Source organism: Psychrobacter sp. T6-5 (assembly GCF_052258485.2).
Classification (GTDB): Bacteria; Pseudomonadota; Gammaproteobacteria; order Pseudomonadales; family Moraxellaceae; genus Psychrobacter.
Genome location: NZ_JBQQEY020000001.1, coordinates 1,106,805 through 1,120,492, shown reverse-complemented (window position 1 = coordinate 1,120,492; position 13,688 = coordinate 1,106,805). Strand labels below are relative to the sequence as shown.

Here is a 13,688-nt window from a genome sequence, read left to right as displayed (position 1 = left end):
ATTCGAAGGTTTATTAAACAACGGCAACTTCTCTGAACATGCCGGCTTCCATGTGATAAAGCAGATGGCAATGCCATGCCCATCGTCCAGCCTCTCCTGTCACATCAAAGCTAATCTTTTGTGCTGGCTGAACCACAATCGTATGTTTACGTACCTGAAAGTCTCCGGATGGCGTTCGTAAATCACTCCACATACCATGCAAGTGCATCGGATGATTCATCATTGTGTCATTGACTAAGGTGATGCGGACACGCTCGCCCGGCTTAATATTGACAGGGGTTGCATCCTTAAACATGACACCATCTAAAGCCCAAATATAGCGCTCCATGTTACCAGTCAAATGTAGCTCGATCTCTCGAGTAGGCTTGCGCTGCTCCGCAAATATTGCCTCATCGACAGAGCGCAGCTGACTATAATTCAAAACCTCTCTGTCAATATTACGCAGGTTAATACCTGGGTCATCGAGGTTCATACGTGGACTGTCAACGCGCATATCAGATTTAAAGTCATACTCGGTCTTAGCATGGCGTGCTTTGTAGCCTTTATCGCCCATAGCACCCATCATATCAGCCATCGTTAACCATTCGATTTTGTCCATAGCAGGTATCGCAGGACGAGCGCCTTTTTTGGTCGCAAGTGTGGTAGCGACATAGCCTGACCGATCAATATTTTGGGCAAATATAGTATGTGCGTCTTTAGTAGGCGTGACGATGACATCATAAGTCTCAGCCACGCCAATTCGGAAATCATCAACATCGACAGGCGCGACATCATTACCATCTGTTGAGACGACGGTCATCTTCAGACCTGGTATACGCACGTCAAATATCGTCTGCGCTGAGCCATTGATGAAGCGCAGTTTAACAGGCTGTCCCGCTTTCACTAACTGCGTCCAATTGGCGGCTGTCGTCTTACCATTCATCAGGTACGTAAAGGTCTTTTCACCAGATAGGTCGGTAAAATCCGTTGGCATCATACGCATCTGATTCCACATCTTGCGCTTGTCATAAGCGGCCTCTAGATCTGTTGCGGCAATATCAGACAACAGCTTTTTGAAATCTGGCAAGTGGTAGTTATCAAAGTCAGCACGTTGCTTTAATAGCTTTAACAAATTATGCGGATCGCGGTGCGTCCAATCACTTAATAAGATGACATGATCTTCTGCAACAGGATGGCGTTCACGTCCTTTGGGCTCAATAACGATAGCACCGCGCATGCCTGTTTGTTCTTGAAAGCCACTATGGGAGTGATACCAATAAGTACCTGATTGCATCAGCTTGAATTGATAGGTAAAGGTACTGTTTGCTGGAATACCATCGAAGCTAATGCCTGGTACGCCATCCATCTCAAATGGGACGAGCAGACCATGCCAATGGATAGATGTCGATTCATTCATCTGATTATGGACACGGATGGTGACGGTCTCGCCTTCTTGCATCTTAAGTGTTGGCGCTGGCAGCGAGTCATTGATCAGCGTTGCCATACTGGATTTGCCGTTCACGGTAATCGGCTTTTTGCTGACATAAAGGTCAAACTCATTACCAGTTAAGATGGGTACGATATGGTCGGCTTTGTCACTGTTGACGGCTACGTTTTGTTGACCTTTACCGAGCGCACCATTCGCAATAGATGGCAGTGTGGATAGCATGGATACCCCTAACAAAGTAGAGGATCCCGTCAAAAAACGCCTGCGGTTAAGCATATTCTTGTTCATAATGATTTACCTAACTTAATCCGTAAAATGGGAGTTGAGTCTATATATCGGGCAGCTCGTTAATAGAACCAGATGAGCTATTTTAAGCGTCAACCAAACTATATCTGCTGCTGCGGTGATTCGATGGTTGCATAAATAGCTGTTGAGCCATCCTTGTTAAGCTGCATCACTTTATACGGCATAAATTGATCTTGATATTCCATACCAGGGCTACCGACTGGCATGCTAGGTACGGCAAGTCCAATCGCATCACTTGGCGGATTTTCTAGGAACTGCGCCATATATTTAGCAGGGACATGACCTTCAAAAACGTAACCATCTGTGGTGACGGTGGTATGGCATGAGCGCATTTGCTGCGGTACGCTGTATCGCTCTTTAAATAAGGAGACATCTTCAACATTCTGCGCGCTTGCATTTAGCCCATGACCTTGAGCATAACCGACCCACTCTTTACAGCAGCCACAATTGGCGTCTTTATACACGGTAGCTGAGATGTTTTGCAGAATAGTTGACTGGGTATCTGAATGAGCACTGGCAGGTATCATTTCGGCTGTTAGTTGCTCTGCTAGCACGGTCTGCGTAGCGATAGATGCCTCAGTCGCTGGTTTTGGTTCACCAGCAGCGGTATTAGTATTAGGTTGACTACAAGCAGCAAGCATTAGTGAGGATGTCACCATCAATAACAGAACACGACCAGACATCAGATTATGTCCGTTAACAAATGTATTCGTATAGCGTCTCATAAATCTACTCCTGAGCGTTTGTTTGTTCATTAAGTATTCTAAAAACTAGAACCACACCACTGATTATTGAAGTAGTACTGGCGAAACTCAAATCGCAAAAAGTAGCACTATATTTAGCACTGCATTTCTTACGAAAATCAATGTTGCATTCCAGATCCATCACCTGACATATCCATATCACCATCAAAGGTCATGTCCATAATGTCACTATCTATCCTCGTGGTTAGCATCGTATACTGAGCTTCATTTAATTCGGGTAACGACCTAATAAAAGCGACCATTGCCCACATTCTATCATCATCATGAGAAGCACCCCATGCAGGCATTCCTGATGCCATGATGCCATGTTTGATTGCCCAAAAGCTTTGTCTGGCACCAGCCTCATTCTGGTAATGTTTAACGATATTTGCTTTAGTAAAATTCGGCGGTTTTGGATAGAGACCATTACTCAAATCTGTACTTGTGACACCAGGTGATAAATGACAGCCTGCGCACATGTCTTTGTAATCGGCCCCACCTGAACTGATCATTTCTGCCTGTTCTAAGTTTGGAACTAAAATATCTTTACTAGCATGCTCAATTGAACGATTGCGAGCAGTTTCTAAAAAGCCATACATCATTGGGCTATGCTCTTGGTCTGCACCCACATTGACCCTACCACTCGTGACGACAGCAAAAATGCCAATAACAACGGTTACAACAGCAAAGAGTATTCCTAGTAAAAACTTCATAAGTTCATCCAAAACAAATAATTTGTGTGCCCGCATCATCATTTAATAAAACAGATAAAATCATGATAGGTATTTAACAATATTATTTTTTAAGAGTCGCTATCACTGCTCACACAGTGCTTTTGGTACATCTGTTTCATTTTGCCCATGTTGGTCATCATAGCTTTCATCGCAGGATCGTTCATATCCATCTTGCTATGATCCATCTTCTGCATCATTTGCATGTGCTTTTCCATTTTTTCACAGTTCATCTGATCTTTTTCAGCATGCATTTTTGGGTCATGTGCCATAGCAGACGTTGAAACGGCTAAAGCGATAGCGGTTGCTACGATTGATTTAAATAGCGACATAGTAAATCCTTATTTGATTTGGTATGAAATCGACAAGACTTCAAAGTATTAAGTTACTCTAAAGCATACTTTATTGATTCTGACAGAGACATGACCGCAAGATTACAATATTGTCATCTTGAGAATTTTTGATGTTCAAAGCGGGGTTATGCTTTACTATGCTAGGTAAGCGTGAAAGGTATATGGGAAGCTATTATGAAAGTACTGCTGGTAGAAGATGAGTTGAAACTTGGCGAATATATAAAAAAAGGCTTAACTGAAGCTGGGTTTATTGTGGATCATCATCTAACAGGTCTAGATGGCTATCACGCATTGATGACTGAAGAATTTAGCGTGATACTGATGGATGTCATGCTACCGGATGTTAGTGGCTTTGAGCTGGTGCGTAACTACCGAGCGGCAGGTAAGCATACTCCCGTGCTATTTTTAACGGCAAAAGATGACTTAAGCGATAAGATAAAAGGGATTGAGATTGGTGGCGATGATTATTTAACCAAGCCTTTTGCATTTGCAGAATTGATAGTCAGAATAAAAAGCTTATTGCGACGTGCTAATCAAGTCGATTATCAAAGTACGATCATGCAAATAGCAGATCTCAAAATGGATATTGCAAAGCGTACCGTACATAGAAGAGACCAACCTATTAAATTGACCGCAAAAGAGTTCTCGTTATTACAGTTTTTATTAGAGCGCCGAGGTGAAGTCCTACCACGCTCAGTCATCGCCTCTCAAGTATGGGATATGAATTTTGAAAATGATACGAACGTGATTGATGTGGCAATCAGGCGGCTTCGTATAAAAATAGACGATGAACATGAGGCAAAACTGATTCATACTGTGCGTGGTATGGGCTACCGATTAGATGCTGTCAATACAATCGCTGATAGCAGTCCATCTTATGAAGCTGACGATATCTAATATGAGATATTGGCTAGATAATCGACGCTTGCCTCTACTATGGCGCACTGTTTTTCTACTAACTGTATTCGTGATTATCTCTCAAATGATTATTTATGCGTGGGTGCAACGTTCTGTTAGTGGACATTTTGAACAAATGGACTCTGAGATTATCACGCATGCGGCTTTTAACCTGCGCAGAAGCATCAATGATATTGATGCTGAGACAAAGTCAGCAGCAGCTTCAAAACCTCAGTCATTAACTGGCACCAATCATCTACATCCTTCTCGGCTTGATTATGACTTAAAGACTGTCATCGCAAATAAAAGCGGTGCACTATTATCTAGCGATCCAACCCATTTTGCCAACGACTTACCTTCAGATTTCAGCTTGCCACAATTGTGGCAAGTCTATCGTGATCAACAATTCACGGTTGAGATAAAGAATAGAAATTACCGAGCAATTATCATCGAAAACCAAGAGTTTTTGGCGCTTATTGCACTGCCCATTGATGTCCATCACCACTATCTGATGCATTTCAATCGTCAGCTTAGTATGATTTTGTTCGCTATTACATTACTGTTGGTGTCGGTAGCAGCATTAAGTGTGTATTGGGGGTTCGCACCTTTAGCCACTATCGTACAAAAAATGAAAAGGATTAACCCTGAAAGACTAGATGAAAGAATAACCGTCAGTGATATGCCTTTAGAGCTACGACCACTAGCAAAATCTTATAATTCAATGATGGTCAAGCTTGAGAGTAACTTTGAATCCTTGTCTCGGTTTTCAGACAATATAGCCCATGAGCTCCGCACCCCAATTGCAACGCTTAGTACACAAACGCAAGTCATGTTAAATAAACCAAGAGACGGCAATGAATACATTGAGCAGCTACATCATCAACATGACACGTTAGAGCATCTATCGGCTATGATTAATAATATGTTGTTACTGGCAAAAACTCAAAAAGGATTAAGCGACTCGCAAGTTAGTAACGTAGATACCGAGAGTCTAATCACAAAGCTGATTGACTACTATGAAATGCTTGCCGAGGATCGTGAGATAACTTTTGTAAAATCGGGTGAATTTGCGACAGTACTAGGTGATGAAGGTTTGCTGCAGCGGTTATTTGCTAATCTGCTGTCAAATGCCATCTATTACGCCGCTAGTGCCAGTACTATCACAATATCAGCTACCATCATTACCTCAGATATGACTCTTGAGAACTCAAAAGAAGATCCTCTAGCCTCAAAACAACCATTGTTGAGAATAGTCTTGACTAATCGCTTAAACAAACCGCTAGAGCAGAGTGAAGCTGAAAAGCTGTTTGAACGATTCTATCGTCATGATAAGACAAGCAGTCAACATTTAGGGACAGGACTAGGATTGTCTATTGTTCGGGCTATCGCCAATGCCCATAAAGGCAAAGTAAATATTGCTATCAAAGATGAGTATTATTTTGAGGTTACTGTAGAGTTATTGATGGCCAAATATTAACTATCTTCATACTACGATGCTTGAATTTTATGAACTATAAAAATCAATGAGTTAATAAGATATTAAGATATTAAGATATTAAGATATTAATGACGGCACCCTAGTGAGGACTTGAATACTAGGCTATGGGATAGTGATAGCAATGGTTCGAGTTATCTAAATAATTGCAGTGTACTTCACAATGTACTTTCTGAGAAGTGACACAGAATATGGGGTATTCTCTATCAAAGTAAGCCGTTCTAAGCTTACAACAATCAAATAATATTGGAATCAATCTATGAGCCAAAAATACGCCATCCGTGCAATCTCTTATACTTACGACAATTATTTTTTTACGGAAAAACCCGATAGTATCACCATTGATGAAATTTTTGATAGCAAAGAACAAGCACAAAATAGACTCAAAGAACTATTAAGTGACACTTATTGTAAGTATCAGGCAGTTGAACAAAACATACAACATGGCGAAACATTTAGCTCATTTGATATCTTCGCAGGATATGGCTCGGACGATGTGATTCAAAAGCTTGAAGATTTCTACGAGAAAAAAACAGGTGAAACCCTAGAATCCTTCGAGCAACTATTGACCCTGCCATTAACTGACGAAGACATGGTCGAATTTATGATGGTATCGGGTATTAATCAATATGACATGATTGCACTTCTTGATGAGGGAACAGATTTATATGCGGTTTGGATAAACGACGCCCAAAAATACTTTGGACAAATCTATGGACAAACCATTACTCCTTTTAGGGCGTGTTGAACATTGGGAATAAAACGATGGCAAAAAAATAGCAAACGGTTAGTCTTTAAGTTCTCACACAAAAAAGACATCGTTTGCTATGCCTCGTACAATGCTCAAAGATCAACACTGGACAAGACTAAGACCTATATTACTAGAACTTAATATCTATGACAAAGGGAATCTTAGACAAACAGTCGAAGGCGTATTATATCGTATGCGTGTTGGCTGTCCTTGGCGTGATCTGCCACCTTACTTTGGTAAGCCTAATACCGTCTACAAGGCTTATCAGCGCTGGTTTCGTAGCAATAAACTGATTGCGCTGTTTGCTTTATTAATGAAAGACTCAGACTGTGAATGGGTGTTTATCGATGGCACACACATTAAAGCACATCAGCACAGCAATGGTAGCAATGAGGTGGAACAAGCCATTAGTAAAAGTGTGGCAGGACGCGCCACCAAGATTCATTTAGCGGTTGATGCTCACGGCAACCCTATTACTTTTATCTTATCAGATGGTACGACTCACGATGTAAAGGTGGCTCCAGACTTAGTTGATAAGATTAATTTAAGTGGTACAGACAGGCTATGTGCCGATAAGGGCTATGATTCTGATCCGCTGCGAGCGCATATTGAACAAGCGGGTTGCTTCAATAATATTCCTCGAAAACAGAATACTAAGTCCACCAATAACCATATGGACTGGCACTTGTACAAGGCTCGACACTTAGTTGAAAATGCTTTTGCTAAGTTGAAAAACTACCGGGCGGTTGCAACTAGATTTGATAAGCTCAAGCAAAGTTATGAGAATACGGTGGCTCTCGCTTGTGCCTATCTTTGGTTGAAACTTTGAATGTTCAACACGCCCTAGGAATAGTTGCTCTAATTTGCATACTAACAATAATATTTGCCACTAATTTTATTAATCCGTTTGAGTGTGACTCCTACAGTAGGAACCAAACTAGCGTCCGTATTCTTTGCTTACAGTGACGCTCAGTAATTGGCTTTTGAAATATACCGCAATATGACAAGGTGACTAGCTCTGATCTGTCTGTTTGACTACTAAATAGCTTCATTCCCAAAATTTTCGGGTCTATACTCAAAAATGCAATGTATAGATGTTCCAGAATACTACATTTACTACATGGCTTAAATGTCACACGATATTAATACAAGGAGCATTAACAATGAAAATCAAACTATTAGGTTTAATATTATTATCTTTGTTTACTGTTAATGCGCAAGCAGAGGATTGCTATTATGGAGATGATGATACTTCATGTGCTAAAAACATTCGCATATGGGAAGATACGGAATATGATTCTAACGGCTCCCCTTACTTTCCTGATGCTGAGAGAGAAGCAGAAGAAAATGAAGAAAGTTATGTTAAATCATGTGATGCTCCAGAAGGTGTAACTTGTGTGGCAGCAAGATAATTAAACCAATAATATTATTGGTAGCTTTAAAGAATAGTGGATCAACGATTTTTATCGATAATAGCCTGCTTTGATGAGTAGGCTATTTATTTTCACAGAAGTCTGTGACGCTCATATTAAATACAGTTCGGTCCGCCGTACAAGCATCGATCTTTCATCTGTGCCCCAAGTGTTTACGCTGCTTCTTGTCTGATAATGCAATTCATGTACAACAGTATTAACAACATTTGCGAGTCGCTACCCTGATTTTAATGTCATGTTTTTTCAGGTTCTACGATGTTCGAAAACCTATTTTCGAGCAACCGAGCTGGCGGCCTTTTTATACTCCAATCCATTTATCATAAGATCTCTTATAGGAACAAAGAGTGGTTCCTTGGTAAAAAACTGAATATTTGGCTGTAGGCTAATGATAACAATAGCCTACATTATTTATAGCAGCTCAGTGTACATAGCAGTGCACCTTTCAACATGAAGCAATCGTATTTCTATCTTTTGATTAGTCTCTGACAATTCTTAAATATAAGATCGTCTTTAAACCACCATGTTCACACCAATAGCGATCAACACCAAACCGCCTAGCGCTTCTGCCCAACTGCCGAGCCATGTTCCTGACTGGCGTCCTATATAAGCCCCTAAAACACTTAAAATAGCTGTCGTCAGTGCAATGATTAAACAGGCAACATAAGCATTAACGGACAATAGATTCAAAGTAAAACCTGCGCCCATCGCATCAAGACTAGTGGCTATAGCCAACGATAGCAATGTTTTATGACTTAAATGGATTCGAGTCTCATCATCGTTAACTGAACGTGACTCATAGAGCATCTTAATCCCAAGCGCTACCAGTATGACAAAGGCTATCCAAGCCGCTCCTTCAGAAAACCAACCCAGTAAGGTAGAACCAAGCGCATAACCAATCAGCGGCATCACTCCCTGAGCAACCCCGAAATAGACACCAACGAGTAACGCCATTTTCATAAACTGCGACTTAACATCGCTTTTGTGAGTTGAGCCAAGACCGATTGAAACAGCAAACGCATCCGCAGCCAATGCTAACGCCAATAATAGTATTTCTAACATGAAAAAATAGTTCCTTTTGAAATATTGTTATGCCTTTTCTATTTTAGATAAGTTTTTAGTATGGATAACACGTCTTCTACCTCTTGTTGACGTTGCTGTTGGGTAATGTCTTCTGCCCCTAAATGTTCTCTTATATGCTCTTCCAAAACTTCTTTCATAAGACCATTCACCGCCCCCTTTAATGCCGCTATTTGCTGCAAAAGAGCCATGCATTCAGGATTACCTTCTAACGAGGCTTCTATTGCTACCGACTGACCTTTGATACGTCTGATACGTCCTAGTAGCTTGCTCTTACTTTTTTGAGTGTGTGACATTATTTTTATTGCCTCATTTTATACTGGGGGGTAGTATATTTGTTGATGATGTTTATAATACATAAGATTGCCGTCTTTTCATACATAGCTAAGGATTTAAAACGTGAAAGAATCAAGTATTCAGTGGGAACACTCTCATAATTTCGGTGTCGATAGCGCCCAAAACAAATCTAAAGTAAAGATTGTATTTTGGTTGACGACGATAATCATGGTTTTAGAGATCGCTGCTGGTACATGGTCTGGCTCTATGGCATTACTTGCTGATGGGTGGCACATGGGCACGCATTCAGCCGCATTTCTTATCGCTATCTTTGCTTATTCGTATGCTAAAAAGAACGCTAATAATAAATCATTTAGTTTTGGTACGGGCAAGGTAAATTATCTCGGTGGTTTTGCGAGTGCCATTGCATTAGCCATTGTCGCATTATTAATGATTTTAGAATCAGTCCAACGAATAATAGAGCCAAATAATATATATTTTAACGAAGCCATTATCGTTGCTGTTATTGGTCTAATCGTAAACATAGTATCGGCATTTATACTTAAAGATGACCATCACCATCACCATGATGATCATCATGGTGATTCCGACCATGATCATGACCACAATATGAAAGCGGCTTATTTACATGTTTTAGCGGATGCACTCACTTCTGTGCTTGCTATCGTGGCGTTATTAATCGGTAAATATATGGGCATCATCTGGATTGATCCTGTCATGGGCATTGTCGGTGCAATAGTGATTCTTCACTGGTCTTATGGATTGATCAAAGAATCGAGTACCGTGCTTTTAGATAAATCTGTTGATGTTTCAACTTTTGAGAAGATATCGCAGACTCTCGATAAGAGAAATACGATTATTAACGATATTCATGTGTGGAAAATAGCGTCAACCCACCAAGCCGCCATTCTTTCAGTTTCCTCACCATCCCCTTTAAGTACGGAAGAATACAAAAAAATATTATCAGAATCCCTACCTCAACTCTCTCATGTCTCTGTTGAAGTTAATAAAATCTGAATGGGGTGATTCTATGTCTAGGAGAGTACCTTGAATATATGGCTTAAATACGCAATCACTGCCTCACTGGTTGTTATTATCTCTGAGGTTGCTAAACGTAGCGATAGAATAGGTGCTTTGCTTGCCTCCTTGCCTTTAGTCACGCTCCTTACCTTAATTTGGCTGTATGTTGAAAAACAGCCAATCGCTAAGATAAGTAATCACGCCTACTATACCTTTTGGTATGTTCTCGGAACGTTGCCTTTTTTCTTGTTATTCCCTTATCTGCTCAACAAATTTGGTTTTGGTATGGCACTGCTGTCTAGTAGCTTGCTGACGGCTTTATTTTTTGCATTATTCGCAACCGTACTACAAAGCTTTAAGATTACTCTTTTTTAGTCAACAGTAGCACTTGCTTGATTTTTATAGGTATAGCTCATGTCGCCTTTTGTGCTTAAATAGATGTATTATCAATATTTAATTCTGTTAGATTTAGCGTCCTGACTCCAATGCAATGGTAATTAATATAGTCATAGCGGTAAACTGTACCCAAGCAAAGCTTGGGGCTAAACGCTGCCAAGCAACTTGATTACGCATAATACCAACGGTTGGCAGAGCCACTTGCAATATCGCCAACATGAAAGCAATCAGAAAGGTAAAACAACCTAATTCTGTCATTAACATACGGTCTAACCTTGTTTGCTTTAGTGCAGTCACAATTTACTGTGGCTAACGCAATTTATACTATTAAAAGAATCCAAAATCTCTAGAGGTCATCATCGACAGTTCTATCTCTACTAGCATTCTTCTATAAAAATTGTTAAACGCTTTGATTGCTTCCTCACTAGAAATAGTAGCCATATTAAACGCTGTTAGCTCGGCTTTCATAACGAGCATCAAGTCATGGTAAGTTGTCACCAATCGATCTTATCGGCTTTTACTTAGTTATTTTTAGAGGACTTTACCAGTGGAGGCGCTCCCTTAAAGCGCAGTAAACGTAACGCATTAAGAGTAACGAGCACTGTTGCTCCAGCATCAGCCAACACAGCAATCCATAAACCAGTAATGCCGAATACGGTAGTGATTAGGAAGACGCCTTTGAGACCTAAGGCGAAAATAACGTTCTGATGAATATTGGTCATAGTGGCACGCGAAAGTGCAATCAGATGGGCCATGTCCGTAACACGACTTTTTAATAATGCGATATCGGCCGTTTCTAGAGCCACATCGGTACCACCACCCATTGCGATGCCAACATCGGCAGTTGCTAGCGCTGGCGCATCGTTAATACCATCACCAACCATCGCTATTTTGCGGTTGTTCTTCATCTCGTTAAGCAGGCGCAGTTTGTCCTCAGGCAACAGCTCAGCCTCCCATTCCACATCTAAATTACTGGCAAGTGCTTGAGCGGTTAAGCGGTTGTCGCCTGTCAGCATGATGGAGCGCACACCCATCGCTTTGAGCTGAGCCATACCTTCATGGGCGTCGTCTCGTAATTCGTCTCTTAGCGCGATTAATCCAAGCACTTCACGGTTTTGCGCATTGAAAAGAACAGAGACAGTCTTACCCTCATTTTGCAGCGCCTCGATTTGCGCCTGTTGTGTGGATGAAATCAATGCCTCATCGGCTGCGTAAACAGGCGAACCGATAGCTAGCGCGCGCTCCGCGACAGTTGCGTGTACCGCTTTACCGGCAGTTGCAGAAGCTTTAGAGGCCACAGGTATGACCACTTTGGCGGCTTCAGCATGACTGACAATGGCTTCAGCAAGCGGGTGACTAGAACCAGTCTCCACACTGGCAAAAAGTGCCAATATCTCATCTTGACCTTGAGAATTCTGACCTTGAATACTTGAGTCCTCTTGTGTAAAGGCAACAACATCGGTCACGCGTGGTTTGCCTTCAGTTAAAGTGCCTGTCTTGTCAAAAGCGACCGTCTTCACTTGGCCGATAGTTTCTAAAGCACTACCGCCTTTGATCAGCAAGCCACGGCGCGCACCAACAGCAAGACCAGAGGCGATGGCAGCGGGTGTTGATAGTACAAGAGCACAGGGACAGGCAATCAGCAACAGTGCTAGACCGCGATACAACCAAGTCGACCAATCTCCACCCATGGCTAACGGTGGAATGATAATAATTAGTGCGGCAATAGCCATCACTGCCGGTGTGTAATAGCGACTGAATTTCTCAATAAAACGGGCAGTGGGTGCTTTGGAGGCTTGGGCTTGCTCTACCAGCTCAATAATGCGCGAAATGGTGTTATCGGCGGCTGTCTTTTCTACGCGCACTTGGAGCACACCATCGATGTTAATTGACCCTGCAAATACATTGTCACCCATCGTCTTGGCAACAGGAACAGACTCTCCCGTCACGGGCGAATCATCAAGGCTGGACGCACCTTGAACAATGGAACCATCAGCAGATACCCTATCTCCAGGACGCACCAGCACAAGGTCATTCACTTGTAATGAAGTCGCTGGAACGTTACGCTGCCCACCTTGAGCATCAAGTAAAATTGCACTTTTCGGAACCAGCGATGATAAGGCTCTGATGCCAGCGCGAGCGCGATCAGCAGCGATACTCTCAAACAGTTCACCGATTGAGAATAAAAAGACAACTGCTGCGGCCTCTTCAGCTTCACCAATGATAAGTGCGCCAAGCACGGCGACGGACATCAGCGTTTCAATTGAAAAGAATGAACCTGTTTTAGCCAGTGCTAAGGCTTTGCGCGCAAATGGAAAAACGCCTACAATCACAGCGATGGCAAACACCCATATCCCATAAGCGGGCAACAGTAGTGACAGTGCATAAGCGCTGCCCATCAAAATACCGAGGCCAACAACCTGTTTGCCTTTTTGAGTTTGCCACCATTGCTTATCCTGCGGAGCCATCTGATTGTCGCTGTCAATATCAATAGCCGATACAGTTTGTTGACCAGTATTGGCAGAGATGCCGAACCCTAGGCTTTTGATTGTTTTTTCGATATCACTAGCCTGAGTCGGCGCACCAGGGGCTAAATTTAGCTCTAGCGTTTCTGTAGCGAAATTCAGCTGAACATCAGAAACCCCAGGCATACGTTTCAAAGCTGTTTCAATCTTGCCGATGCAACTGGCACAGTCCATACCTTCAATATGATATTTCATAATAATTTACCCTTTGAATAATGATATTATGAACCCTATAGTG

Annotated in this window: 15 protein-coding genes; 7 read left to right on the top strand and 8 right to left on the bottom strand. The window is 41.8% G+C overall.

The window, feature by feature from the left end; translation table 11 throughout:
- Positions 1 to 13 precede the first annotated feature (13 nt).
- The 4 genes from ACTXGK_RS19485 to ACTXGK_RS19470 all read right to left on the bottom strand — a co-directional run bounded on the left by ACTXGK_RS19485 (position 14) and on the right by ACTXGK_RS19470 (position 3,538).
- The gene (locus ACTXGK_RS19485; protein ID WP_443516451.1) at positions 14 to 1,714 is read right to left on the bottom strand and encodes a copper resistance system multicopper oxidase; all 1,701 of its coding nucleotides are present in this window, start codon (positions 1,712 to 1,714) and stop codon (positions 14 to 16) included.
- Between the two features lie 98 nt (positions 1,715 to 1,812).
- Positions 1,813 to 2,457 carry a DUF411 domain-containing protein gene (locus tag ACTXGK_RS19480; RefSeq protein WP_443516449.1) on the bottom strand — a complete coding sequence of 215 codons (645 nt, stop codon included), beginning with the start codon at positions 2,455 to 2,457 and terminating at the stop codon, positions 1,813 to 1,815.
- 137 nt (positions 2,458 to 2,594) lie between these two features.
- A complete protein-coding gene (locus ACTXGK_RS19475; RefSeq protein WP_443516447.1) occupies positions 2,595 to 3,188 on the bottom strand; it encodes a c-type cytochrome in 594 nt (197 codons plus the stop codon).
- A gap of 89 nt (positions 3,189 to 3,277) precedes the next feature.
- The gene (locus ACTXGK_RS19470; protein WP_443516445.1) at positions 3,278 to 3,538 is read right to left on the bottom strand and encodes a hypothetical protein; all 261 of its coding nucleotides are present in this window, start codon (positions 3,536 to 3,538) and stop codon (positions 3,278 to 3,280) included.
- 195 nt (positions 3,539 to 3,733) lie between these two features.
- Here ACTXGK_RS19470 and ACTXGK_RS19465 point away from each other — a divergent pair, with 195 nt between their 5' ends.
- The 5 genes from ACTXGK_RS19465 (at position 3,734) to ACTXGK_RS19445 (ending at position 8,114) form a co-directional block, all read left to right on the top strand.
- The gene (locus ACTXGK_RS19465; RefSeq protein ID WP_443516443.1) at positions 3,734 to 4,456 is read left to right on the top strand and encodes a heavy metal response regulator transcription factor; all 723 of its coding nucleotides are present in this window, start codon (positions 3,734 to 3,736) and stop codon (positions 4,454 to 4,456) included.
- A 1-nt stretch (position 4,457) separates the two neighbouring features.
- Positions 4,458 to 5,933: an ATP-binding protein gene (locus ACTXGK_RS19460; protein ID WP_443516442.1), complete on the top strand. Its 1,476-nt coding sequence runs from the start codon at positions 4,458 to 4,460 to the stop codon at positions 5,931 to 5,933.
- Between the two features lie 277 nt (positions 5,934 to 6,210).
- Positions 6,211 to 6,699, top strand: a complete 489-nt coding sequence (locus tag ACTXGK_RS19455) for a hypothetical protein (RefSeq protein ID WP_443516440.1) — start codon at positions 6,211 to 6,213, stop codon at positions 6,697 to 6,699.
- 79 nt (positions 6,700 to 6,778) lie between these two features.
- Complete coding sequence (locus ACTXGK_RS19450; RefSeq protein WP_443517754.1) at positions 6,779 to 7,531, top strand: IS5 family transposase; 753 nt, start codon at positions 6,779 to 6,781, stop codon at positions 7,529 to 7,531.
- 334 nt (positions 7,532 to 7,865) lie between these two features.
- Complete coding sequence (locus ACTXGK_RS19445; RefSeq protein ID WP_443517741.1) at positions 7,866 to 8,114, top strand: hypothetical protein; 249 nt, start codon at positions 7,866 to 7,868, stop codon at positions 8,112 to 8,114.
- 531 nt (positions 8,115 to 8,645) lie between these two features.
- Here ACTXGK_RS19445 and ACTXGK_RS19440 read toward each other — a convergent pair.
- Both ACTXGK_RS19440 and ACTXGK_RS19435 read right to left on the bottom strand, forming a co-directional pair.
- Positions 8,646 to 9,194 carry a manganese efflux pump MntP gene (locus tag ACTXGK_RS19440; protein WP_443517742.1) on the bottom strand — a complete coding sequence of 183 codons (549 nt, stop codon included), beginning with the start codon at positions 9,192 to 9,194 and terminating at the stop codon, positions 8,646 to 8,648.
- A 38-nt stretch (positions 9,195 to 9,232) separates the two neighbouring features.
- Entirely contained in the window at positions 9,233 to 9,508 is a 276-nt protein-coding gene (locus tag ACTXGK_RS19435) for a metal/formaldehyde-sensitive transcriptional repressor (RefSeq protein ID WP_443517743.1), read from the bottom strand.
- Between the two features lie 103 nt (positions 9,509 to 9,611).
- Between ACTXGK_RS19435 and dmeF the strand changes: the two genes are divergently transcribed.
- Entirely contained in the window at positions 9,612 to 10,526 is a 915-nt protein-coding gene (gene dmeF / locus ACTXGK_RS19430; RefSeq protein ID WP_443517744.1) for a CDF family Co(II)/Ni(II) efflux transporter DmeF, read from the top strand.
- Positions 10,527 to 10,556: 30 nt separating this feature from the next.
- Positions 10,557 to 10,904, top strand: a complete 348-nt coding sequence (locus tag ACTXGK_RS19425; RefSeq protein ID WP_443517745.1) for a DUF3147 family protein — start codon at positions 10,557 to 10,559, stop codon at positions 10,902 to 10,904.
- Between the two features lie 93 nt (positions 10,905 to 10,997).
- Here ACTXGK_RS19425 and ACTXGK_RS19420 read toward each other — a convergent pair whose 3' ends face one another.
- Positions 10,998 to 11,189: a hypothetical protein gene (locus tag ACTXGK_RS19420; RefSeq protein ID WP_443517746.1), complete on the bottom strand. Its 192-nt coding sequence runs from the start codon at positions 11,187 to 11,189 to the stop codon at positions 10,998 to 11,000.
- 257 nt (positions 11,190 to 11,446) lie between these two features.
- Positions 11,447 to 13,645: a heavy metal translocating P-type ATPase gene (locus ACTXGK_RS19415; protein WP_522909877.1), complete on the bottom strand. Its 2,199-nt coding sequence runs from the start codon at positions 13,643 to 13,645 to the stop codon at positions 11,447 to 11,449.
- Positions 13,646 to 13,688 lie beyond the last annotated feature (43 nt).